We start from the raw sequence: 21,698 nt of genomic DNA on the forward strand, positions 1-21,698 counted from the left end.
GCGAGCCTGGGCGCTCTCGCGGCTTGGAAAAGCAGATGGGTCCATACCCGTCGCCATCGATGACGAGATCGTCCGTCAGTTCGCCGCAATGGGCGCGGCGGTCGATCCCGCTGCTATCCCCCCCGCGAAGGATGAGGACGTGATCGAGGTCTGGGCCTGCAATTGGAGCGCCGTGACGGCCTTTCTGGCGGTCCAGACCCAATGGCGGCTGGCGGTCGGTCTGGGCGCCGTCTGCTGGCTCGGGATCGATTACGCAGCGGCGGATGTCGCATTCCGCCGCCTCCGGATCACCGACGAGGCATTCGCACAGGTCCAGCTCATGGAGCAGGCGGCGCTCGATGTCTTTGCCGAGGAGGCCAGCTGATGGCCGACGCGAAGGCGTTCAATATCTCGGTCGTGTTTCGCGCCGACACCGCAGCCGCAAAGGCTGGGCTCGCGGAGTTCAAGCGCGAAATCGGATCGATTGGATCTGAGACCGGATCTGCGACGGCAGCCGCAAACCAGAATGCTTCCGCGCTGACTGACAATGCCGCCGCGGCCCAGCGTGCGGCCGCAGCGCAGTCCGAATATGCCGCGGCAGCCAAGCGCGCGAGCGATCAGGTCCGTGCGGCCGCTGCAGCACCCATCGCGGTGGTCAAGCAAGCCCTCCCGGCAAACCTGTCTGGCCTCTCAGGAGGAGGCGAGGCTGCGGCGCAAAGCTCGGCGCTCGCCGTGGCGAATGCCCGCCTCAGCGAGAGCTATCGCCTGGTCGGCCAGGACGTTGCCGCGACCATCCGCGAAACTGCCCTCTACCGTCAGGAAATGGACGCGATCCGGGCGCAGTACAATCCGCTCTTCGCGGTCAGCCAGCGCTATGAGCAGGAGCTGCGCGGCATCGCTGCGGCTGAGCGGCTGGGGGCCATTTCTGCCAGTGAGGCGGCGATGGCGCGCGAGCGGGCGGCGTCTGCGATGGCGCCTCTGGCGGGCGGTATGCGTCAGGTCGGCGCCAGCGCTGGAGCCGCGGCGAGCTATGCCGCCAACCTGTCGTTCCAGCTGAATGACATCGCCATGATGACGGCATCCGGGCAAAGCCCATTCATGTTGATGATTCAGCAGGGCCCCCAGGTCAGCCAGATTTTTGGCAGCGTTGCGGCATCCGGCATGTCTCTCGGCGCCACGCTCCGGGCGGCGTTCGCGCAAATGCTCAACCCGATGGGGCTCATCGCGATGGCCGCGATCGGCCTCGGCGCTGCAGCGGTCCAAGCCATTGGGGCCATGGTCCCTGAAACCAGAACGCTGGCAGATGCCCAGGACGATCTCGCCGAAGCTCTGTCCAATGTTGCGCAGGCAAATACTGCGGCGAACCTCTCAACCGATGAGCTGCGGGAGAAATACGGCGCCCTTACGGACGTGGCGCAGGCTGCCGCCCAGGCGTTGCTGCGAACGGAACTGATACAGGCAATGGCGACGCTAAAGGTCGCGATCGCCGCCAATACATCCGAGTTCAGCCGCCTGCTCGGCAACATCGATGCCGCTGGTCACCAAGGGCGTGCGTCGATCGAGAAGCTGACCGGCGCCTATGGGCTGACCGTCGCCGAAGCCCGCAAGCTCGCAGACCTCCATCAGGAGCTGAAGTCTGCGGATGGGCCGGAGGCGCAAGCAAAAGCGGCCGCGGCCTATGCCGAGGCTTTGGCTGCGGCCTACGGCGAATATGAGAAAATGCCGGGGCCGGTTCAGGAAATCTACAACGCCCTGAACGATTCGACGCTCAAGGCCGCGCAGCTGGCCAAGGTCGATATGGCCTCCGGGATTTCGGCTGCCCGCAATGAAGCCTCCAAGATGGCTGATGAAATCACCCGGGCACTGTCTGCGGTGAGGGCGCTTGGCGCATCCGGGGCGGAATCCCTCGAAGATGCCAAGATCCGCAACCAGTACGTCGGCGATCCGGTGGGCGCAGCCAGAGCCCTGGCAATGGCCCAGATGCGACGCACCCAAGGGGTCTTGCGCGACGGGGCAGAGGGTGCCGACCTTGCCGTACTCGAATCGGAGGTCCGTCGCGCCGGTGACGCCGCGGCCGAGACGGCGCGACTGGATGCCGATACATCTGCCCAGGAAAAAGCGCGCGCCGAAGCTGCCCGTGCGTCCAGATCCGATGCGAAGGCTTCGGCCCGCGATGCCGAATCCGTCCAGGACCTGATCCAGTCGAAGCGCGATGAATTGGCGATCCTGCGCGCGACCAACCCGGTACAGGCGGAGCTGCTGCGCAATCGGGAGGCTCTCGCTGCCGCCACCCCCAAACAACGGGCGGAGCTGGAGCAGCTGATTATCAGCTACGAGCAGGAAAGCGACGAACTCAACTCGCTGCGGCAGGCCAATGCCGAGGTAGAGGCCTCGTTCCGGGAGGGGTTCGTCGGCCTGATCACCGGCGCCGACAGCTTCGGGGATGCGCTCGGGCGGCTGGCCTCGCGCATGGCCGACATGGCCGCGAACTCGCTGTTCGACAGTCTCTGGTCGGGCACGGGCGGCTCTGGCGGGATCGGCAGCTTTGTGACTGGCCTCTTCGGCGGCACGATCTTTGGCCATGCGGACGGCGGTCAGGTTGTGGGCGCCGGTGGACCGCGCGAGGACAACCTGCTGCGCTGGCTCTCCAACGGCGAATATGTGGTCAATGCGGCCTCCACCCGCGAGAACCTGCCGCTGATCGAGGCGATCAACGCGGGTGCTGATCGCAAGCAGCTCATGACCATGATCCTCGGCGGTGCGGCCCCGCGGCTTGCCGATGGCGGGCGCGTGGGTTCCGTCAGCTTCGCCCCGGCTCCGGCCCTGCTCCGCTCCGCCCAGGGCGGTGATGCCGCGGCCTCGTCGCGGTCGCTGACAGTCAACGCCAACATCGATGTCAGCGGCGCGCAGGGCGACAGCCAGATCCTCGCGGTGGTCCAGCGCGGTGTGGATATGGCGATCCAGCAGGCCCTCTCGCAATACGATCGCGAGGTGCTGCCGACCCGGATCAACGAGGTCAGCAACGATCCGCGGAGGATTGGCTGATGGCGCTCCTCAATTTCCCGACGGCGCTCGATACGTTCTTCGCCAGCCTGCCGATCGCCAAGGCCACGTTCGAGTGCCCGGAATCGCTCGAGATGTCCGAATCCGGTGCGGGCGACCTGCTGACGGCCGACATCGGCGAGCGGCTGTGGCAGGGCGAGGTGACGCTCGGCAAGATCACCCGCGACGAGGACGCCGATGCGATCACCCTGATCGACGCGCTCCGCACGGGGCGGAGCTTTTGCGTCTTCGACGTCCGCCGCCCCTATCCGCGCGCCGACTGGCTGGGCGCGGTGCTTGGCGCCTCGGCCGTCACGATCCACGCGCTGCCGAGCAATAACCGGCAGGTGCGCCTCACCGGGCTACCTGCGGGCTATGTGCTGCGCCGGGGCGATTACCTCGGCTGGGATTACGGCACCAACCCGGTGCGCCGGGCTCTGCACAAGGTGGTGGACGATACCATCACGGCGGACGGCAGCGGCACCACCGCGGCCTTCGAGGTGCTGCCGAATGTCCGCGAGGGCGCCACGGTCGGCACCGCCGTCCGTCTGACCCGCCCCTGGTGCACCGCGATCATCGTGCCAGGCTCCGTCACCACCGGCACCGCGTCCGCCACCCTGACCGAGGGTGCGCGGTTCCGGTGGCGCCAGACGCTGAGGTACTGAGCCATGGCCACGAATTTCGCCAGCGCGACCGCCGCCTATTTCGCCGCCCAGACCCGGATCCGGGCACGGGTGCTGGTGTGGATGCAGGCGCTCGATCGCGAGACCGGGCAGATCGAGACGATGGGGATCTGGAATGGCGCCGATCACCGGGTGTTCACGATCCGCGGCGAGGAGCGCACCTATTACGGCGCGGGCGGGCTGATCGCGGTCGATCCGATCACCTCGCGCACGGGGCTCAACGTTCGCATGCAGCGCCTGGTGTTCAGCCCGCTGGCGCCGGAGGTGGAGCAGCTGATCCGCGGCTATGATGCGCGCTTCGCCCCCGTCGAGATCCACCGCGCGCTGTTCGATCCTGACAGCCACGCCCTGGTCGATGAGCCCCATCGCCGCTTCAAGGGTTACATCGACAAGATCAGCCCGCTGCGCACCGGGCCGAAGGGCGACAAGGTCACAGTCGAGCTGCAGCTCGCTTCCTCGGCGCGCGCCCTGACGATCCCGCTCAGCCGCAAGCGCTCAAACGAGAGCCTGCGCGCGCGGGCCTCCGGGGATGCCTTCCGGCAATACGCCGATGTGGCGGGCACCATCACGGTCAAATGGGGGATGAAATGAGGCTCCCTGACTGGCAGGCGCGGCTCTCCGCCTACATCCTCGCCTCCTGGACGCGCCCCCTCGCGCCGGGCCAGTTCGACTGCATGCTCTTCGGTGCAGGCGGGGTCGAGGCCGTCACCGGCACCGATCCGGCCGCCGATTTCCGGGGCCGTTACACCACCCTTAAAGGCGGTTTCCGGGTCCTTAAAAACGCGGGCTTCGCGGACCACCTCGCCTGCATCGACGCGCGCTTTGCCCGGCTCCCGCGCGCCCAGGCGATCGGCGGCGATCTCGCGGCGGTGCCCGGCGAAGACGGCACCGCGGCCGTGGGCATCGTGCAGGGCACATTGATTTATGTGCTCGGCCCGGAGGGCGGGTTGTCGCTCGCGACGATCGAGGCCGCGCTCGCGGTCTGGGAGGTGCGCTGATGCCTCAGGCGGCAGGGTTCGTCATCGGGATGGTCGGCTTTGCGGCCCCGGCGATCGGCTCGTCCATGTTCGGCGGCTGGGTGGCTGGTGCGGCATTTGGCTCCACATTGATTGGCACGATCGCATCTAAGTTGCTGACTACCGTGGCCTGGTCGGCCTTGACCTACGCGCTCCAGTCGCGCCCCAAAACGAACACCGGCGGCGGGATCAAGACCTCCTCCACGCTCACCGGCGAGGCCAACCCGGAGACGATCATCCTCGGCTGGACCGCGACGGCGGGTCAGGCGATCTGCCCGCCGATGTCGCATGGGAAGGACAACCGCTATCTGACCCATGTGATCGAGCTGTGCTCCGCGCCGGGCGCCACGCTCGAGCGGCTGGTCATCAACAACGAGTTCGTCTCGCTCGGCACCGAGGCGCATCCGGATTACGGCCTGCCGGTCACCTCCGGCGAACATGCCGGGCTGATCTGGGTCAAGTATTACGATGGCCGCCAGACCGCCGCCGACCCGATGCTGGTGGCCAATTATGGCGCGCATCCTGATCGGCCCTGGTCGTCGGACATGATCGGCGCCGGGATCTGCTACGCGATCCTGACATTCCTCTACGACAAGAAAAAGCTGACCTCGGTCCCGCGCTACCTGTTCGAGATGCGCGGCCTTCCGGTCTATGACCCGCGCCGCGACAGCACCGCCGGTGGCTCCGGCGCGCACCGCTGGGCCGATCCCGCCACCTGGGCGCAGAGCGTGAACCCGATCGTCATCGCCTATAATGTAATGCGCGGGCTGCGCCTGCCGGGCGGCGATATCTGGGGCGGCAAGATCGAGACCGGCGATCTGCCGATGAGCGTCTGGATCGCCGCGATGAACGTCTGCGACGTCGCGATCGACGATGGCGCGGGCGGAACCGAACCGCAGTACCGCTGCGGCACCGAGGCAAGCCTGTCCGATGCGCCGGCCGATCTGGTCGAGGAGCTCCTCAAATCGGCCTCCGCCCAGATCGCCGATGTGGCGGGCACCTGGAAGGTGCGGGCGGGCGCGCCGAGCCTGCCGGTCGCGGTGATCGCGGACAGCGACATCATCGTCAGCAAGGAGGCGACGCTCGATCCGTTCCCGGCGCTCGACGCCACCTATAACGGGATCACCGCCACCTTCCCGAGCCCCGAGGCGCTCTGGCAATCCAAGGACGCGCCCGCCCGCTACAATGCCGCATGGGAGGCGCAGGACCGCTTTGGCCGCAAGGTCGTCGATATCCAGCTGCCCTCGGTGCCCTATGCGCTGCAGGTGCAGCGGCTCATGCGCGCCTGGATCGAAGATCAGCGCCGGTTCCGCGTGCACAAGTTCACGCTGCCGCCCGCGCGCGCCGCACTCGAGCCGCTGGACTGCATCGCCTGGGCCAGCACCAAGAACGGTTACGAGAGCAAGCTCTTCGAGATTTCCGAGACGGTCGATGACCTGATGACCTGCCTGCAGGGCGAGGCGCTGCGCGAGGTCGATCCCACGGATTACAGCTGGGAGCCCGGGTTCGAGCTGCCATCCGTGCCCTCGCAGCCGGGATATACGCCGCCCGCGGTCGAGGCGCTTGCGGGCTGGGATGTCGCGGCCGTCACGATCGATGACGCGACCGGCAAGGCGCGGCGCGTCGCGCTGCAGCTCGGATGGGACGGGACCATCCTGGCGGATGGCGTCGAGTGGCAGATCCGCGTGCAGGGCTCTGCTCAGGTACAGGCGGGATCGACCCAGGCGGTCGAGGCGGGCGGGGCGCGGGTCTCGGAGGGGATCCTGCCCGAGACCACCTATGAGGCGCGCGGCCGGGCCATCGTGGATGGCCGCGAGACGGCATGGACCGCATGGGACAGCGCCACGACCGATCAGGTGAGCGTGACGCTCGAAGACCTCGAGCAGGATCTGCGCGACTGGCTCGAGGAGATGCAGGACTGGATCGACGGCGGTGGCTCGGGGAGCCTGCCTGCGGAGCTGGCGGCACTGGCCGACCAGATCGCGGCCGAGCAGGCCGATCGGGTGGCCGATGCGCAGCTGGCGGCCGAGCGGTGGCGCAAGACCCGCGAGACGGTGCGCGCGCTGCAGGCGCAGGCAGTCGAGCTCGCCTCGGCCAGCCATGCCGCCCGCGACGAGATCCGGCGCAGCCTCGCCGTGCAGCTCGGAGATCTGCGCGCAGCCTATGATGAGCAGATCGTCACGCTGGCCGATGCCGACATGGCGGCCGTGCTGCGGATTGAGACGCTCGAGGTCACGGCGGCCGACAGCCAGGCGCGGATCCAGCAGGTGGCGCAGGCACAGGTCGATGGGGACGAGGCGCTGGCGGCGCTGATCACCGGGCTGGCCGTGGGCAATGCCACGCAATTCGATCAGGCGCGGATCTGGTATTTCGACAGCTCGGCCGAGGGCTGGACCGGATCGCCGTCCAATCCGGCTGCGGTGGCGGGCGGGCTGATCCGCCCGGCCAACGGTGCAGGCGGCTATATCGTCTCGCCCGTTGGCCTCGCGGTGGATGCCGCCCGCTACAGTCAGGTGCGGCTGCGGGTAGAGCGCACGGGCACCCCGGCATGGACTGGCTATCTGTGGTGGGCTGGCGCCAGCGAGGGCTGGAGCACGGCGCGGCGCGTGGCTATCGCCGAGCCGGTCTGGGCTGCCGATGAGGGCATGATCTCGATCGTGCCGGGCTGGTCGGGCAGCATTGATCGCATCCGCCTCGATCTGGCCGACAACACCGCCTCGGACAGCGTGGCGGTGGACTGGATCGCGATCGGGCGCCCGGCGCCGGGGGCCTCCTCGGCGGATCTGTCGGCGCTGCAGCAGGCGATGACGGATGCGGACGAGGCGCTGGCGCAGGATGTGGTGCAGCTGCAGGCCGAGCTGACCGATCAGGCGGGCGCGGTCTCCGGCCTCGGCTCGGCCCTGAGCGGGCTGCAGAGCCGGGTGACGGCCACCGAGGACGGGATCGAGGTCCTGTCCGAGGATATGACCGCGCTGCAATCATCGCGGGTGAGCGACCCGGCGACGGGCCTCGATGCGCTGGCCGATGCGATCGACCAGATCGCGACCGAGACCCAAACCGGGGACGGCTCGCAGCTGGTGCAGTCGGCGGCGATCCGGGCGCTGACGAGCCAGCTGCGCGCGCTGCGGGCCGAGGGTGTCGAGGGGGCCGCGCGCGACCATCTGGGCCGTCAGGATCTGCGCGACTACATCGCCCAGGCCTCGCAATCGCTCTCCACGCGGATCGAGCTGACCGACGAGCAGGTGACGATCGTGGCGGAGGCCGTCACCGCGCTCAAGGCGGCGATCCCGGGGCTCGCAACGGCCGATGCGCTGCAGGCGCTGCGCACTGTGGTGACCCAGCAGGGCGACAGCATTTCGGCAAACAGCACCTGGCTCACCAGCCTGCAGGCCGGGCTCGACAACCTGACCACCGTGGTCGGCGGCAAGGCGGCATCGAGCGCGCTCAATGCCCTGACGGCGCGGGTCTCGGACGTGGAGGGCGATATCAGCGCCCAGGCGGATGCCTATACTGCGCTCAACGCGAGCGTGGGGCAGTTTGCGGCATCTGGTCTGTTCCGGATCGGGGTGGAGGCGACCCCCTCCGGCGCCCTGTCGCGGATCGGGCTTCAGGCCGCCGCGACCGCCGCCGAGGCTACCAGCGCGCGCTCTGCGGCAATGTTCATGGAGGCGGTGCCGGGCGGGAAATCCCGGGTCGCCTTCGTGGCCGATCAGTTCGTGATCCAGCAGGGCGGGGTCTCTTACCTGCCGTTTATCGTTGATGGCGGCGTCGTCTATATCAACACCGCGCGGATCAAAACGGCCTCTATTGATGGCGCGGCGATCACGGATCTCACGGTCGATACGCTGCAGGTCAAAAACGGCGCGCTGACCGACATGGTCTCGGTGACGCCTGCGGATGTGTCGTTCACCCCGACGAATGGCAGCTGGCTCAACATCTACACGCTGTCGATCTCGGGCGTGGCGACAGACAAGGCACTGCTGGCCCTGTACTACCGGATCCGCGCCAATAATGCGGCCCCGGGGGCTTCGGTTTCGGGCAGGACGCGCATCACCTTCAACGGCGCGGAGCTGCCCTACGGCGACAGGGACGTACCAAAAACGATCCAGAACAGCGAGGCGCTGGAGGTGGCCTACGTCCAGGCGGTCAACCTGGTGGCTGGCACCAATACCCTCGCGATCCAGTTTGTCCAGGCCGCCGATGGGACGAACGGTCTCTGCTTCGATATGTCCATGGGCATCCTGAAGGTGAAGAAATGACCGGCTGGACCGTATTCGATACGCAGGGCCGGATCACGGCGCGGTTTGAGGGCTCAGAGCAGGATCTGGCGCTCAATCTTGCGGCGGGCACCGGGTATATCGCGGGGCACCATGACCCTGCGCAGGTCTATATCGTCGCCGGGCAGCCGGTCCCGTTTCCGGCGGCCCCGGGCGATTGGGCCGTCTGGGATTGGGCCACCCATGCCTGGAGCGATCCGCGCGATGCGGCCTGGCATGCGGCCCGGCTGGCCGAGGCGCGGGCCGCGGCGCTGGCGCAGATCACCGCCCTGCGCGGTGCCGCGCGGCTGGCCTACATCACCGATATCCCCGGGCAGGAGGCGATCTACATCGCCAAGCTCGAGGAGGCGCGCGCCTGGCTCGCGGCCGTGGATCCTGACATCGCCGACTATCCCCTGATCGGCTCCGAGGTCGGGGTGACGGCGCCCACGCCATACGAGGTCGCCCAGGTTTTTCTCAACCTCAACGCGCTCTGGGTGCAGGTCGCGGCCGCCATCGACGGGGGCTGCTTTGCCGCCGAGGCCGCCGTGCAGGCCGCCACCGCGCCCGAGGACGTCGCAGCCATCATCGCGGCGCTTTCCGCCCAGCTCGGAGGGATCGCGCCATGATCGGCTGGCTCTACCGCTATATCAGCACGCCAACATCATTCCCGGGCGACGCGCGCGGCTACACGCTCAACCAGCTCGGCCATGCCTGGGCCATCGGTGCGCCGATCGGCTGGATCTGCGGCCCGGGCCTGATGCTCGGGATGGCCCTCTATGTGTCCCTGATCGAGCTTCCGCAGCTGCTCCTGTGGGGCGGCACGCTCGACGACAGCGCCGAGGACACCGGCCACGTCCTGTGCGGCGCGCTGGCCGTCGCGATCGACTGGCGCATCGCCCTCATCCACCTGCTCTGGCTCGCCGCCGGGGCGCTCTCTCGGAGGCAGTAATGGCAACCACCACCTATTCGACCGGGCCCGTCAGCGTCGGCGCAGGCAGCACCGCGGTCACCGGCGTCAGCACCGCCTGGCTGACCAGCGGCGTGCGCGCGGGCGACATGTTCATGGCATCCGGGCTCTGCGTCCCGATCGCCAGCGTGAACAGCAACACCTCGATCACGCTGGCGCGGCCCTGGCCGGGCGCGGCGCTATCGGGGGCCAATTACGATATCGACTATCGCGATGACGATGTCCGCTCTCTCGCCGCCGCAAACACGCTGCTGCAGCAGCTGACCAATGGCACGCTGACCTCGCTGGCGGCGCTCTCCACCGCGGCCAACAAGCTGCCGTATTTCTCTGGGGCAAGCTCCTTCGCAACCACCGATCTGACCCCGGCCGCGCGCGCGGTGCTCGGGCTGGCCGGGGCGAGCGGGGCCAAGATCCCGGTCGTCACCGGCCTCAGCACGGCAGCCCTGCGCGATATCCTCGGCACCGTCGGCCAGTCGGGCGGCGTGCCCACCGGCGCGATCGTCGAGCGCGGCAGCAATGCCAACGGCTGGTGGACCCGTACAGCCGACGGATTGCAGATCTGCGGCCAGTCTCTCGACCTGACCGCGACGGCCTGCGCGACGGCCTCGGGTCAGGTTTTCATCAGTGACAACACGATCTGGACGTACCCCTCCGGTTTCCCCGGCGGCGCGCCGATGGTCTGGGGCAGCCTGTCGATGAGCGTCGAGGGTATGCACGGCATCTCGCTGCGCAACAGCACCAGCACCACCTGCAACGTCCGGATGTTTAGCTCGATCAGCCGTGCGGCGGCGATCTCGAAAACGGCCTCGCTCATCGCGATCGGCCGCTGGTTCTAAGGAGACCATTATGGACACCACGCACATCACCTTCGCGATCAAGCAGCCCTCCGGCGCCGCCGTGACGGGCGGCAAGGTCACGTTCACCCTGTCAGGATTTGACCTCGACGGCGGGATCATCATGCCCACCGCGATCGAGGCCGTGATCGGCAGTGACGGCACAGGCTCGATCGACGTCTGGCCGAACATCGCCGGGCTCAAGGGCACGAGCTACAAGGTCACCATTTCCTCGACCCCGGGCGGCAAGCTCGAGGTCGCCGGGGTCAACGTGCCCGAGAGCGCGGCGCCAGTGCTGCTGCACACGTTGATGCCCATCGGGACGGTCGCGGGCCTGAAGTCCGTGGTCCTGACGCAGGCCGAATATGCTGCGCTGGCGAGCAAAGACGCGCAGACGATCTACCTCATCCGCGCGGAGGCCTGACATGGGGTTCGGTGATTTCCTGAAGTTCTACAAAGGCTCGGTCGAGATCGTCGCGGCCTATCGCGGCGAGACGCAGATCTATGGCGATGCGCCGCCCGAGGCGACTGCGCCCGGGCAGTTCGCCGCGGGCGACTGGTCAGTCTCCACCGGCCTCGCCGCCAATCAGGTGGTGCTCAACGTCTCGGCGCTGCCCATGAATGGCGGCGCCTCGATCACCGCGCTGGAATACACGATCGACGGCGGCACCACCTGGACCGCACTCAGCGGCACCGGAACCGGCGCGCGCACGCTGACCATGGCCGCGGCAGGCACGGCCTATACCTTCGCCCTGCGCGCGGTGAACGCGGTGGGCGCGGGCGCGGCCTCGGCCACCAAATCTGCCACCAGCGGCGCCAGCATCGCCCTGACGCTGACCCAGATCACCGATCGCAAGGTCTATCAGCGCACGACGACCACGGGCGGGGCAAATGGCCTCGGCGCGGGCTCTGTGCCGATCTCGGTCGCCTCCGATGCCGCTACCCCGGTCTATGCAAGGCTGGTCGATCCTGACACCAATGCGGTGGTGGTGGCCGCAGCCAAGATCGGCGATGCCGTGGCTGGCGCAAACTCCTTCACCGTCGCAGCGCCAGCGCGGCTCGGCTGGTATCGCCTCGACCTGGCGCCCGGCGCGGCCGGTCCCTGGACGCAGGGCAATACGCGGTTTGGCATGGGCCGGGTGATCCTCGGCGTCGGCCAGTCGCAGATCGGTCGCTTGGCGGCCAAGGTCGATACGGCGGGCGGTACCATCGCGGCGCTGGTGCCCGGCGCCACGCCCTATGGATCGGTGCGCAACCACTACACCGGCAGCGGATTCGACACCCAGACCAAGGGCGCGGGCTGGCAGATCCCGAGCGATACCGACGGCGCGGCGATCTACAACGGTGTCGGCGCGGCGGAGCTGCTGCGCCTGCAGGTGGCCCAGCATGGCGTCACCTGCGCATGGGTCTGCTACGGCCGCTCGGGCAGCACGGTCGAGGGGATCATCACCAGCACCGGCCAGACCCAGCTGCGCAACATCCTCGCCGAGGCGGGCGGCTGGGAGGCGTTCTGGTTCTACATCGGCTCCACCGATGTGACCTCCAGCACCGCCGAGGCCACCTTCGCGGCCAACGTGGCCACCGCGCTGGCCGATATCAACAGCCGCAACGGCTATGGCGGCACGGTGCGCAAGATCTTCACGGCCACGGCCACCCGCTTCGGCGATGGCGCCTTTGAGCAGGTCAATGCGATCCGCCGCCAGATGCGGGCCGCGGCGCTGGCGGAGGGCGGCACCTGGGTGGAGCCGCGCGACAGCGCGCTGGTCGATAACGTCCACCCGACGCAGGCGGGCAACATCACCCTCGCCAATGCCGCGCACAAGGGCCTCTCCGGGGCATGGAACGCGCCCACGGTGGTCAGCTCCGCGATCAGCGGCGCCACCATCACCCTGACCTTCTCGGAGCCTATCGAGCTGATCGGCAACCCGGTCGGCCGGGTCGCGGTCTATCCGGCCGGGACCTCGACGGGCGGCTATACCGTCTCCTCGGTCAGCGTCTCCGGCGCGGTCCTGACCATCACCCTCTCGGCCGCGCCCAGCGGGCAAGTGGATGTCTGGGTCTATCCGTTCCCGGATTCGGCCACCAAATCCGCGCAATACATCCGCGCGGTGGACGATGCGACGCCGGTGGAGGCGACCACGGCCGCGATCGTGCTCGGTGCGGCGGCGACAGCGCCTGCGCAGTTTGCCGCGGGCGACTGGTCTGTGGCGACCGGAGCCGCTGACACTGAGGTGACGCTGACGGTCTCGGCCCTGCCCGCGACTGGCGGCTCGGCGATCACCGCGCTGCAATACACGATCGACGGCGGCACCACCTGGACCGCGCTCAGCGGCACCGGGACCGGCGCGCGCACGCTGGCCATGCCCGCGGCAGGCACGGCCTATACCTTCGCCCTGCGCGCGGTGAACGCGGTCGGCGCGGGCACGGCCTCGGCCACCAAATCCGCCACCAGCGGCACCGGCGCCGTGACCCGCGCCTGGGTGTTCTCCGACACCTTTACCGGCCGCGTCGATCAGACCGCGATCGGCGGCACCACCTCGACCAGCGGCCATGCCTGGATGGCATCGCCGGGCGGCGTGCTGTGGAACAATGGCACAATCAACGGGCTTGCCTGGACGGCCGGGCAAGCCAAGGCCTACAGCGCTTTCGCGGATGACGATGTGGCGATCGAGCTCGATACGGCGAGGTTCGGGTCTAGCGCGTTGGGCTCGCCGTGGATCATCGCGCGCGTGGATGCCGCGGGGACCACGCATTATCAGGCGGGCACGGATCAGGGCGGGACCAAGCTGCGGATCGGCAAGACCGTCGCGGGCACCTACACCGAGCTGGGCAGCCTTACCCGCACGGCTCCCGCAAGCGGGACGCAGGAGACGTGGCGGTTCGAGATCGAGGGCACGACGCTGCGCTTCTACGTCAACGGTGTTCTGCAGGTCACAGCGACCGACGCCACCATCACCGGAGCGGGCCGGATCGGGCTCTACAGCTCCAACAGCGATGGCGCATCGCCCACCAACTACAACCTGCGCAAGGCGATGCGCGCCGCGCCGCTCGAAACCGCACCGCTGGCCGCGTGATGATCAGCGCAAAACTCACCGAGCTGGCGGCCGAGGCCGCCAGCATCGAGGCCCGGGCTGAGCAGGCGGCGGAGGCAGAGGCGGCCGCGACGGCCGCGGCCGCCGACGCGCGGATATACGAGCGCGACGCGGCCATGTGGCGAGGGCTTTATGAGGCGGCCGAGCAGGAGCGGGCGGCCCTGCTGGGTATGATCCGGGGGGAGCAGATCCCCTGATGAACCAGCGTCCACCGGCAAAGGCGATCCTCGGGGCACGGCTCGAACCATCGCACATGAACTTGGTGCATTACCTATCCGAGCAGCAGGCCGAGGCCGCCTTGCAGTTCATGGATGACCCATCCCGTGTGGAGATTCCGCCCATGGCTCTCGACGTGATGACATCGCTCCTGATCGACAAGTGGCCAGTGCAAGAATACGAGCGAGAGGTCGGCGCCCCGGCCCGATCCGCCCGTCCGCTTCTGGCCCAGGCGCTGGATACCTATATCGCGATTGACCGTCAGGCTTTGTCCGCTGGCCGTGCGCGCCGGATGCCAACGTTGCGCGATGAGATCCGCGCAGAAAAAAGGCCGCGCGATGAGGTAATCGAGGATCTGGCGGCGCGCATCGAATGGCTTACCTGCACCTATGAAGGGGCCGACGATGATGTGGTCAGAGTCATGGTGGAGCTTGGCGTCCAAAGGCAGGTAGCGCACCTGTTCCTGATCCTGAAACGGGCAGAAGGCGTAACGCTGCCGCGGGAGCGGATCCTGAACAGGCTCTACGCAAACAAGCCCGACGAGGCCGGGCCAAGGATCGTTGAGGTTTTGGTGCACAGGCTGCGCAAGAAGCTCCCGAGCGATATGCGCATCGAAAGCATATGGGGCGTGGGCTACCGGATGGTGTCAGGGATCGGCGACGGTGGAAAATTTTCCTGCCAAAGCTGATGCACGGTTCTGCCAAAGCTGGTGCGCCGCCACAATGTCCTGCTGGATATGGTCGTGATCGAATCGGACTATGGCGAGGGGTTTTGGGTCGTTGCCGTGGAGTGATCTCCGCGATCTGTCGGGGCCTTCTCGGGCCTCGGCTTTTCCGTCCGATATCGGATGGGTCGGACGGTCGGACGGACCACTTGCCACTTGACAAGAAAATCCAACAAAATCAATGTGTGATGGTGAGCCGTACAGGATTCGAACCTGTGACCCACTGATTAAAAGTCAGTTGCTCTACCGACTGAGCTAACGGCCCATCACGCGGCGCTCTCTACAAACCATCGTGAGTTGGGTCAAGGCCAAATCCCAGACAAAATGCAGCACTGGAAAAATCTTCGCCCGCGGCGTATATCCGCGCGCATGATCCAGAACCGCCCTCCCAACGGCCTGCCCTTCATGAAGATGCACGGGCTTGGCAATGATTTCGTGGTGATCGACGCCCGTTCGGGCGATGATCCGGTCACGCCCGCGCTCGCGCGAGCACTCGGAGACAGGCACCGTGGCGTGGGCTTCGATCAGCTCGCGGTGATCCGCCCTTCGGAGCAGGCGGATTTCACACTGGATTTCTGGAATTCGGATGGCTCGCGCGCTGGCGCCTGCGGCAATGCCACGCGCTGCGTCTCGGACTGGATGATGGCGCAGCTCGGCCGCGACAGCATCAGCCTGGAGACCACCCGCGGCCTCCTGTTCGCGCAGCGCCGCGCCGACGGGCTGGTTTCGGTCAACATGGGTCCCCCGATTCTGGACGCCGCCGAAATCCCGGTAAAGGCGGATCCGATGTCGCTGCCGCTGGAGGGGGCGCCGGTCGCGGTGGGCATGGGCAACCCGCATTGCATCTATTTCGTGGCGGATGCCGAAGCGGTGGATGTGGCCGGCATCGGCCCGCGGATCGAGCACGACCCGCTGTTCCCCGAGCGCACCAATGTCGAATTCGCCTCCCTCGTCGGGCCCGATCACCTGCGGATGCGGGTCTGGGAGCGCGGCGCGGGGATCACGCTCGCCTGTGGATCGGGCACCTGCGCCACGGCGGTGGCCGCGCATCTGCGCGGCCTCACCGGGCGCCGGGTCATCGTCGATGTCGATGGCGGGCAGCTGGAGATTGACTGGCGCGAAGATGGCGTCTGGATGACCGGCCCGACGGCGCTGGTCTTCGAGGGGCGGCTCGCGCCCGGCCTGATGCCATGAAGCCGCCGGTTTTTGCCACGCTGGGCTGCCGGCTCAACGCCTATGAGACCGAGGCGATGCGCGAGCTGTCTGCCGCGGCCGGGATCGAGGGGGCGGTGATCGTCAATACCTGCGCCGTCACCGCCGAGGCCGTGCGCAAGGCGAAGCAGGAAATCCGCCGCCTGGCGCGCGAAAACCCCGGCGCGCCGGTGATCGTCACCGGCTGCGCGGCGCAGACCGAGCCCGAAACCTTCGCCGAAATGCCCGAAGTGACCCGCATCGTCGGCAACCACGAGAAGATGCAGCCCGAAACCTGGGCCGCGCTGAAGGCCCCGGATTTCATCGGCGCGACCGAGCGGGTGATGGTCGATGACATCATGTCGGTGCGCGAAACCGCGGGCCATCTGATCGACGGCTTCGGCCGTCACCGCGCCTATGTGCAGGTCCAGAACGGCTGCGACCACCGCTGCACCTTCTGCATCATCCCCTATGGCCGGGGCAATTCGCGCTCGGTCCCGGCGGGGGTGGTGGTGGAGCAGATCCGACGCCTGGTGGACCGCGGCTTCAACGAGGTGGTGCTGACCGGGGTGGACCTGACCTCCTGGGGCGCGGACCTGCCGGGCGAGCCGCGCTTCGGCGATCTGGTGATGCGGATCCTGCGGCTGGTGCCGGATCTGCCCCGGCTCAGGATCAGCTCGATCGACAGCATTGAGGCGGATGAGAACCTGATGCATGCGATCGCCACCGAGCCGCGCCTGATGCCGCATCTGCATCTGAGCCTGCAGGCCGGGGACGACATGATCCTGAAGCGGATGAAGCGGCGCCACCTGCGCGACGATGCGATCCGCTTTTGCGAGGAGGCGCGCCGCCTGCGCCCGGGCATTGTCTTTGGCGCGGATATCATCGCAGGCTTCCCGACCGAAACCGACGCCATGTTCGAAAATTCGCTGCGGCTGGTGGATGACTGCGGCCTGACCTTCCTGCATGTCTTCCCCTATTCGGCACGCAAGGGTACCCCCGCCGCGCGGATGCCGCGGGTGCAGGGCCCGGCCATCAAGGAGCGCGCGGCCCGGCTGCGCGCCAAGGGCCAGGAGGCGCTCAGCCGGCATCTGGAGGCCGAGCGCGGGCAGGAGCGCGTGATCCTGACCGAGGGCCCGCGCGCCGGGCGCACCGAATTCTTCACCGAGGTCACCTTCGCGCAGGACATGCCGGAAGGCACGATCCTGCGCGCGCGCATCACCGGGCATGACGGCGCGCGGCTGACCGCCTGAGGGGGCTTTCGCTTTCCGCGGCGGCGGCTAATCTGATCCGATGCTGTGGATCTCCGAAACCCTGTCCCTCGCCGATTGGGAAATGACCGAAAGTTTCACCCGCTCGCAGGGGCCGGGCGGGCAGAACGTGAACAAGGTCTCGACCGCGGTGGAACTGCGCTTCGAGGCAGAGCGTTCTCCCCATCTGAGCCCCGCCGTGAAGGCGCGGCTGAAACGGATCGCGGGACGGAAATGGACATTGGACGGCGCCATCGTCATTCGGGCGGAGGAGACGCGCAGCCAGCTGCGCAACCGCGAGCTGGCACGCGAACGGCTGGCCGAAATGGTGCGCGCGGCGCTCGTCGCGCCAAAGCGGCGGATCGCCACCAAGCCGACATTGGGCAGCCAGCGCCGACGCCTGCAGGCCAAGACGCAACGCGGCACGGTGAAGGCGCTGCGCGGGCGGGTGGAGGACGAGGAAAGCTGATGCGGCTGGGCAAGTTTCTCACCACGCTCCTCGGGCACCGGCCCCGGCCGCTGCAAGCGGGCGCCCTGTGCCTGAAGGAGGGCAAGGTGCTGGTGATCAGCTCGCTCGATACCGGGCGCTGGATCATCCCCAAGGGCTGGCCGATGGCGGGGCGCACGCTGGCCGGCGCCGCGATGCAGGAGGCCTGGGAGGAGGCGGGGGTCAAGGGCCGCCTGCGCCCCGAGCCGATCGGCAGCTTCACCTATGCCAAGCGCAGCAAGACCGGGCTGCCGCGCGACACCGAGGTGCAGGTCTTCGTGATCGACGTGACGGCGATGGCCGGGGACTTCCCGGAGAAGGGCCAGCGCGCGCGCGAATTCGTCTCGCCGCAGGAAGCCGCGCGCCGGGTCGCGGAGCCGGGGCTGAAGGCGCTGCTGCAGCAGCTGCCGCCCGGCTGAGGCTCAGGCGAAGGCCGCCGCAAACGGCTCGGGCAGCGCGAATTCGGCCAGAACCCGCGCGCGCCCTTCCGCGGACATCTTGCGCGCCGTCTTCTGCACGATCCCAAGCAGCACCTCGGGCGCCTGCGTCGGCGCGAAGGGCGCGAAATAATGGCGCAGGAAGACGAAACAGATCACATCCTCCAGCGCCTGCACCTCGGCCTCGCGCTTCAGCCCCTCCTTGCGCAGCATGCGGCCGACCTGGGCGATGGCGGCCTCGTCATAGCCCGCCGCGCGCATCATGCCGCCCAGGCGCTCGGCATGGCGGCGGCCCTGCTCGCGGCGCCACTCCAGATAGCCGATGCGGCCCTCGGGGAAATCGGTGCGCGGCAGGAGCCAGCGCTCCACATGCTGCCCGCGCGCCGCGATCTGCAGCGGCTCGGAGGCCGCCGGGAACAGCCGCGCCAGCTCCTCGGACATCCGCCGCCCATAGAGCAGCGCCGCCGGCGCGCCCTCCTCCTGCGTGGGGTCCGCGGCATTGGCGGCATCGATGGCGGCAAAGACGGTGGCGACAGGGGGCATCAGCTTCTCCGCAAACGTTCGAGCACGGCGGCCGACGCATAGCCATCCGGGGCAAGGCCATTCGCCCGCTGCCAGGCGGTGAGCGCGTCGATCGTCTTCTGGCCGATCTTGCCATCTGTGCCCTGGGTATCATAGCCCAGAGAGGTGAGCCGCTGCTGCAACTCCTGCTTTTCCGCGCTGGAGAGCACACGCGCATCACGCGGCCAGGGGGCGACCAGCCCGCCCCGGCCCTTCAGCCGGTCCGACAGCAGCCCGACGCCCATCACATAGGCATCCGAGGTATTGTAGCGCGCGATCGCGGCGAAATTGTCGAAGATCATCAGCGCAGGCCCGCGCGCCCCCGCAGGCAGCAGGATCGACGCCGCGCCATGGCCCGGAACCACCCCGCCATCCACCCGGCGCACGCCAAGCGCGGCCCAGTCCGCCGGAGATTTCGTCACCCGCTTGCCGCTGTGGGCATAATCGAAGCCCGCAGGCAGCGTGACCTCCACCGCCCAGGGCTGCCCCCGGGTCCAGCCCGATTGCGCGAGATAGGCCGCGGTGGAGGCGAGCGCATCGGCCGGGTCGTCCGACCAGATGTCGCGCCGGCCATCGCCGGTGAAATCCACCGCATGGGCGAGGTAGGAGGAGGGGATGAACTGCGTATGTCCCATCGCCCCCGCCCAGGAGCCGGTCAGGTGCATCGGATCGGTATCGCCCGCCTGGATGATCTTCAGCGCATCGAGGAACTGCTGCTCGAAGAAGGCGCCGCGCCGCCCGTCATAGGCCAGCGTCGCCAGCGCGGGCAGGATCAGCGTCTTGCCCCGGTTGCGGCCATAGTTCGATTCCATGCCCCAGATCGCCACCACGACCTCGCGGTCCACCCCGTAGCGCGCCTCAATCGCCTGCAGCACCGCCTGATGCCGCGCGAGCATGGCCTGCCCCGTGGCCACCCGGTCTGGCGAGACGGCACCGTCCAGATAGTCCCAGATCGGCTTGGTGAATTCGGCCTGATAGCGGTCGCGCTCGATCACCTTGGGGTTGTAGCGGATGATCGCGGCGGAGCGCGCCCAGGTGCGCTCGCTGATCCCCTCCGCCATGGCGCGGGGCTTGAAGGCCGCGAGCCAGTTCTGCAGCCCCTGCTCGTGCAGGCCATCCGCCGCCGGGATCGCCTCCGCGGCCCCACCCAGGGGAACGGATGGCCCGGCATAGCGCTCCGCCGGGCTCGAACAGGCCGAGAGCCCGGTGAAGGCGACCAGGGTCAGGGTGCCCAGATTTGCTGCGTGTCTCATGCCTGCCTCTGCGTTTTGAGGCAGTGTAGCAGGCCCTGCGCGGGGCGCAAACGTTCAGGCGTCGTCGCCGAAGAACGGGCTCATCTGAACGACGATCACCGAATTCTCGTCGAGGGCGCGCTGCATCAGGGCGCGCTCCTCGGGGTCGATCTCGTCGCCCTGTTTCTCGCGATCGGCCAGGGTGCCATAGCCGGTCACATCCAGCGGGGCCAGGTCGGCCTCCTTCAGGATCGCCACGGTTTCGCGCACGGCCTCGGCCTCGTCCACCCCGGAGGCGAAGCACAGAATGCCCGCCCCGGTTGCGCCCTTGGGCAAGCCATCGCCCTTCTTGCGGCCAACCTGCACCAGCAGGGTATAGACCTGCTGCGGGCGCTTTTCCTTCGCGGGCTTTTCGGGCTTGGGTGTGTCGGTCATGGCGGCCTCCTGCCCGTACGGCATAGGCGGACGGGCAGGCCCGGTCAACGCCTCTCTAGCGCCGGATCGCGCGGCCGACGGCGATCAGGATGATCGCGCCCAGCGTGCCCACGACCAGCTGCGGCAGCCAGGCATTCGCGGCATAGATGCCGAGCAGCCCGAGGATGACATTGGCCACCAGCGCGCCAATGATGCCGAGCAGAATATTCACGAAGATCCCCGTCTTCGCATCCATGATCCGCGACCCGATCCAGCCGGCCAGCCCGCCGACGATGATCGATGCGAAAAACCCGAGACCCATCTGTACCTCCTGACACATACGGCAGCGCTTGCGAAACGCGGGGCCGGCGCCCCGGTTCCCGCCACCCGAACGAGCCTAGCGCAACACCCGCCGCCACGCACGCCCGCAAACGCAAACGGCGGCCCCGGAGGACCGCCGCGGCCGTTTCCCGTGCCCTGGCGATCAGTCGCGCAGCAGCTCGTTGATGCCGGTCTTGGAGCGCGTCTGCGCATCCACCCGCTTCACGATCACCGCGCAATAGAGGCTGATGCCGTTCTTCGAGGGCATCGAGCCCGAGACCACCACCGAATAGGGCGGCACTTCGCCATACATCACCTCGCCGGTCTCGCGATCGACGATCTTGGTGGATTTGCCGATATACACCCCCATGCCCAGCACCGAGCCTTCGCGGATGATACAGCCCTCGACGACCTCGGAGCGCGCACCGATGAAGCAATTGTCCTCGATGATGGTCGGGCCGGCCTGCATGGGCTCCAGCACGCCGCCAATGCCCACGCCACCCGACAGGTGCACGCCCTTGCCGATCTGCGCGCAGGAGCCGACGGTGGCCCAGGTATCCACCATCGTGCCCTCGTCCACATAGGCACCGAGGTTCACGAAGGAGGGCATCAGCACCACGCCCTTCGCGATATAGGCCGAGCGGCGCACGATACAGTTCGGCACGGCGCGGAAGCCCGCGCCCTTCCAGTCGGCCTCGCCCCAGCCCTTGAACTTGCTGTCGACCTTGTCCCACCAGCCGGAGCCCTGCGGCCCGCCTTCCTGGATCTCCATGTCTTTCAGGCGGAAGCCGAGGAGCACCGCCTTCTTGGCCCACTGGTTCACATGCCAGCTGCCATCGGCCTGTTTCTCGGCCACGCGGATCGCGCCCTTGTCGAGCCCCTCCAGCACCGTTTCGATCGCGTCACGGCTCTCGCCGCGGGATGCGGGCGTGATCGTGTCGCGGGTTTCCCAGGCAGCCTCGATCGCGGATTCGAGCGCGGCATTCGACATGGT

At 68.1% G+C, this 21,698-nt stretch carries 22 protein-coding genes and 1 tRNA gene; 17 read left to right on the forward strand and 6 right to left on the reverse strand.

Features of this window, described 5'->3' with window-relative positions; genetic code table 11:
• The first annotated feature begins 139 nt into the window (after window positions 1-139).
• The 13 genes from ACOMG5_RS11545 to ACOMG5_RS11605 are packed head-to-tail and all read left to right on the forward strand — an operon-like array spanning window position 140 to window position 14,775.
• On the forward strand, window positions 140-364 hold the full coding sequence (locus ACOMG5_RS11545) for a DUF1799 domain-containing protein (protein ID WP_420343950.1): 225 nt from the start codon (window positions 140-142) through the stop codon (window positions 362-364).
• Entirely contained in the window at window positions 364-3,024 is a 2,661-nt protein-coding gene (locus tag ACOMG5_RS11550; protein WP_420343951.1) for a phage tail length tape measure family protein, read from the forward strand. Before ACOMG5_RS11545 ends, ACOMG5_RS11550 begins: the two co-directional genes overlap by 1 nt.
• Complete coding sequence (locus ACOMG5_RS11555; RefSeq protein WP_420343952.1) at window positions 3,024-3,686, forward strand: hypothetical protein; 663 nt, start codon at window positions 3,024-3,026, stop codon at window positions 3,684-3,686. The genes ACOMG5_RS11550 and ACOMG5_RS11555 overlap by 1 nt, the downstream gene beginning before the upstream one ends.
• Window positions 3,687-3,689: 3 nt before the next feature.
• Window positions 3,690-4,295 (forward strand): hypothetical protein, encoded by a 606-nt coding sequence (locus ACOMG5_RS11560; RefSeq protein WP_420343953.1) that lies wholly within the window; start codon window positions 3,690-3,692, stop codon window positions 4,293-4,295.
• Window positions 4,292-4,702 (forward strand): DUF6950 family protein, encoded by a 411-nt coding sequence (locus ACOMG5_RS11565; RefSeq protein WP_420343954.1) that lies wholly within the window; start codon window positions 4,292-4,294, stop codon window positions 4,700-4,702. Before ACOMG5_RS11560 ends, ACOMG5_RS11565 begins: the two co-directional genes overlap by 4 nt.
• Window positions 4,702-8,979, forward strand: coding sequence for a phage tail tip fiber protein (locus tag ACOMG5_RS11570; protein WP_420343955.1), 4,278 nt, complete (start codon window positions 4,702-4,704; stop codon window positions 8,977-8,979). Before ACOMG5_RS11565 ends, ACOMG5_RS11570 begins: the two co-directional genes overlap by 1 nt.
• Window positions 8,976-9,605: a hypothetical protein gene (locus tag ACOMG5_RS11575; protein ID WP_420343956.1), complete on the forward strand. Its 630-nt coding sequence runs from the start codon at window positions 8,976-8,978 to the stop codon at window positions 9,603-9,605. The genes ACOMG5_RS11570 and ACOMG5_RS11575 overlap by 4 nt, the downstream gene beginning before the upstream one ends.
• Window positions 9,602-9,928, forward strand: coding sequence for a hypothetical protein (locus ACOMG5_RS11580; RefSeq protein ID WP_420343957.1), 327 nt, complete (start codon window positions 9,602-9,604; stop codon window positions 9,926-9,928). Before ACOMG5_RS11575 ends, ACOMG5_RS11580 begins: the two co-directional genes overlap by 4 nt.
• Window positions 9,928-10,782, forward strand: coding sequence for a hypothetical protein (locus ACOMG5_RS11585; RefSeq protein ID WP_420343958.1), 855 nt, complete (start codon window positions 9,928-9,930; stop codon window positions 10,780-10,782). The genes ACOMG5_RS11580 and ACOMG5_RS11585 overlap by 1 nt, the downstream gene beginning before the upstream one ends.
• Window positions 10,783-10,792: 10 nt before the next feature.
• Complete coding sequence (locus ACOMG5_RS11590; RefSeq protein ID WP_420343959.1) at window positions 10,793-11,203, forward strand: phage upper tail fiber protein; 411 nt, start codon at window positions 10,793-10,795, stop codon at window positions 11,201-11,203.
• A gap of 1 nt (window position 11,204) precedes the next feature.
• A complete protein-coding gene (locus ACOMG5_RS11595; RefSeq protein ID WP_420343960.1) occupies window positions 11,205-13,853 on the forward strand; it encodes a hypothetical protein in 2,649 nt (882 codons plus the stop codon).
• Complete coding sequence (locus ACOMG5_RS11600; RefSeq protein WP_420343961.1) at window positions 13,853-14,068, forward strand: hypothetical protein; 216 nt, start codon at window positions 13,853-13,855, stop codon at window positions 14,066-14,068. The genes ACOMG5_RS11595 and ACOMG5_RS11600 overlap by 1 nt, the downstream gene beginning before the upstream one ends.
• On the forward strand, window positions 14,068-14,775 hold the full coding sequence (locus ACOMG5_RS11605; protein WP_420343962.1) for a winged helix-turn-helix domain-containing protein: 708 nt from the start codon (window positions 14,068-14,070) through the stop codon (window positions 14,773-14,775). The genes ACOMG5_RS11600 and ACOMG5_RS11605 overlap by 1 nt, the downstream gene beginning before the upstream one ends.
• Window positions 14,776-15,000: 225 nt before the next feature.
• On the opposite strand, the gene ACOMG5_RS11610 is transcribed toward ACOMG5_RS11605, so the two are convergent.
• A tRNA-Lys gene (locus ACOMG5_RS11610) sits at window positions 15,001-15,076 on the reverse strand.
• Window positions 15,077-15,180: 104 nt separating this feature from the next.
• Between ACOMG5_RS11610 and dapF the strand changes: the two genes are divergently transcribed.
• The 4 genes from dapF to ACOMG5_RS11630 are packed head-to-tail and all read left to right on the forward strand — an operon-like array spanning window position 15,181 to window position 18,158.
• Window positions 15,181-16,005 (forward strand): diaminopimelate epimerase, encoded by an 825-nt coding sequence (gene dapF, locus ACOMG5_RS11615; protein WP_420343963.1) that lies wholly within the window; start codon window positions 15,181-15,183, stop codon window positions 16,003-16,005.
• Window positions 16,002-17,255, forward strand: a complete 1,254-nt coding sequence (mtaB, locus tag ACOMG5_RS11620; RefSeq protein WP_420343964.1) for a tRNA (N(6)-L-threonylcarbamoyladenosine(37)-C(2))-methylthiotransferase MtaB — start codon at window positions 16,002-16,004, stop codon at window positions 17,253-17,255. Before dapF ends, mtaB begins: the two co-directional genes overlap by 4 nt.
• A gap of 40 nt (window positions 17,256-17,295) precedes the next feature.
• Entirely contained in the window at window positions 17,296-17,721 is a 426-nt protein-coding gene (gene arfB, locus ACOMG5_RS11625; protein WP_420343965.1) for an alternative ribosome rescue aminoacyl-tRNA hydrolase ArfB, read from the forward strand.
• On the forward strand, window positions 17,721-18,158 hold the full coding sequence (locus tag ACOMG5_RS11630; RefSeq protein ID WP_420343966.1) for an NUDIX hydrolase: 438 nt from the start codon (window positions 17,721-17,723) through the stop codon (window positions 18,156-18,158). Before arfB ends, ACOMG5_RS11630 begins: the two co-directional genes overlap by 1 nt.
• A 3-nt stretch (window positions 18,159-18,161) precedes the next feature.
• Here the strand turns inward: ACOMG5_RS11630 and ACOMG5_RS11635 are convergent, their stop codons facing one another.
• From ACOMG5_RS11635 to dapD, 5 genes are all read right to left on the reverse strand, one after another.
• Complete coding sequence (locus ACOMG5_RS11635; RefSeq protein ID WP_420343967.1) at window positions 18,162-18,719, reverse strand: DUF4202 domain-containing protein; 558 nt, start codon at window positions 18,717-18,719, stop codon at window positions 18,162-18,164.
• Window positions 18,719-19,990 carry a lytic murein transglycosylase gene (locus ACOMG5_RS11640; RefSeq protein WP_420343968.1) on the reverse strand — a complete coding sequence of 424 codons (1,272 nt, stop codon included), beginning with the start codon at window positions 19,988-19,990 and terminating at the stop codon, window positions 18,719-18,721. Before ACOMG5_RS11640 ends, ACOMG5_RS11635 begins: the two co-directional genes overlap by 1 nt.
• A gap of 54 nt (window positions 19,991-20,044) precedes the next feature.
• Window positions 20,045-20,404: a hypothetical protein gene (locus ACOMG5_RS11645; protein ID WP_420343969.1), complete on the reverse strand. Its 360-nt coding sequence runs from the start codon at window positions 20,402-20,404 to the stop codon at window positions 20,045-20,047.
• Window positions 20,405-20,459: 55 nt separating this feature from the next.
• A complete protein-coding gene (locus ACOMG5_RS11650; protein WP_420343970.1) occupies window positions 20,460-20,705 on the reverse strand; it encodes a GlsB/YeaQ/YmgE family stress response membrane protein in 246 nt (81 codons plus the stop codon).
• Window positions 20,706-20,867: 162 nt separating this feature from the next.
• Window positions 20,868-21,695, reverse strand: a complete 828-nt coding sequence (gene dapD, locus ACOMG5_RS11655; RefSeq protein WP_420343971.1) for a 2,3,4,5-tetrahydropyridine-2,6-dicarboxylate N-succinyltransferase — start codon at window positions 21,693-21,695, stop codon at window positions 20,868-20,870.
• Between the last annotated feature and the right edge of the window lie 3 nt (window positions 21,696-21,698).

This window comes from Paenirhodobacter sp., from assembly GCF_041916475.1.
GTDB lineage: Bacteria > Pseudomonadota > Alphaproteobacteria > Rhodobacterales > Rhodobacteraceae > Rhodobacter.

Excerpts from the sequence above, each read along its gene's own strand:
- ACOMG5_RS11630 (WP_420343966.1), top strand. The coding sequence starts at position 17,721 with ATGCGGCTGGGCAAGTTTCTCACCACGCTCCTCGGGCACCGGCCCCGG.
- dapF (WP_420343963.1), top strand. The coding sequence starts at position 15,181 with ATGATCCAGAACCGCCCTCCCAACGGCCTGCCCTTCATGAAGATGCAC.
- ACOMG5_RS11635 (WP_420343967.1), bottom strand. The coding sequence starts at position 18,719 with ATGCCCCCTGTCGCCACCGTCTTTGCCGCCATCGATGCCGCCAATGCC.
- ACOMG5_RS11555 (WP_420343952.1), top strand. The coding sequence starts at position 3,024 with ATGGCGCTCCTCAATTTCCCGACGGCGCTCGATACGTTCTTCGCCAGC.
- mtaB (WP_420343964.1), top strand. The coding sequence starts at position 16,002 with ATGAAGCCGCCGGTTTTTGCCACGCTGGGCTGCCGGCTCAACGCCTAT.
- ACOMG5_RS11550 (WP_420343951.1), top strand. The coding sequence starts at position 364 with ATGGCCGACGCGAAGGCGTTCAATATCTCGGTCGTGTTTCGCGCCGAC.
- ACOMG5_RS11575 (WP_420343956.1), top strand. The coding sequence starts at position 8,976 with ATGACCGGCTGGACCGTATTCGATACGCAGGGCCGGATCACGGCGCGG.
- ACOMG5_RS11570 (WP_420343955.1), top strand. The coding sequence starts at position 4,702 with ATGCCTCAGGCGGCAGGGTTCGTCATCGGGATGGTCGGCTTTGCGGCC.
- dapD (WP_420343971.1), bottom strand. The coding sequence starts at position 21,695 with ATGTCGAATGCCGCGCTCGAATCCGCGATCGAGGCTGCCTGGGAAACC.
- ACOMG5_RS11605 (WP_420343962.1), top strand. The coding sequence starts at position 14,068 with ATGAACCAGCGTCCACCGGCAAAGGCGATCCTCGGGGCACGGCTCGAA.
- ACOMG5_RS11600 (WP_420343961.1), top strand. The coding sequence starts at position 13,853 with ATGATCAGCGCAAAACTCACCGAGCTGGCGGCCGAGGCCGCCAGCATC.
- ACOMG5_RS11580 (WP_420343957.1), top strand. The coding sequence starts at position 9,602 with ATGATCGGCTGGCTCTACCGCTATATCAGCACGCCAACATCATTCCCG.
- ACOMG5_RS11590 (WP_420343959.1), top strand. The coding sequence starts at position 10,793 with ATGGACACCACGCACATCACCTTCGCGATCAAGCAGCCCTCCGGCGCC.
- arfB (WP_420343965.1), top strand. The coding sequence starts at position 17,296 with ATGCTGTGGATCTCCGAAACCCTGTCCCTCGCCGATTGGGAAATGACC.
- ACOMG5_RS11595 (WP_420343960.1), top strand. The coding sequence starts at position 11,205 with ATGGGGTTCGGTGATTTCCTGAAGTTCTACAAAGGCTCGGTCGAGATC.
- ACOMG5_RS11585 (WP_420343958.1), top strand. The coding sequence starts at position 9,928 with ATGGCAACCACCACCTATTCGACCGGGCCCGTCAGCGTCGGCGCAGGC.
- ACOMG5_RS11650 (WP_420343970.1), bottom strand. The coding sequence starts at position 20,705 with ATGGGTCTCGGGTTTTTCGCATCGATCATCGTCGGCGGGCTGGCCGGC.
- ACOMG5_RS11645 (WP_420343969.1), bottom strand. The coding sequence starts at position 20,404 with ATGACCGACACACCCAAGCCCGAAAAGCCCGCGAAGGAAAAGCGCCCG.
- ACOMG5_RS11565 (WP_420343954.1), top strand. The coding sequence starts at position 4,292 with ATGAGGCTCCCTGACTGGCAGGCGCGGCTCTCCGCCTACATCCTCGCC.
- ACOMG5_RS11560 (WP_420343953.1), top strand. The coding sequence starts at position 3,690 with ATGGCCACGAATTTCGCCAGCGCGACCGCCGCCTATTTCGCCGCCCAG.
- ACOMG5_RS11640 (WP_420343968.1), bottom strand. The coding sequence starts at position 19,990 with ATGAGACACGCAGCAAATCTGGGCACCCTGACCCTGGTCGCCTTCACC.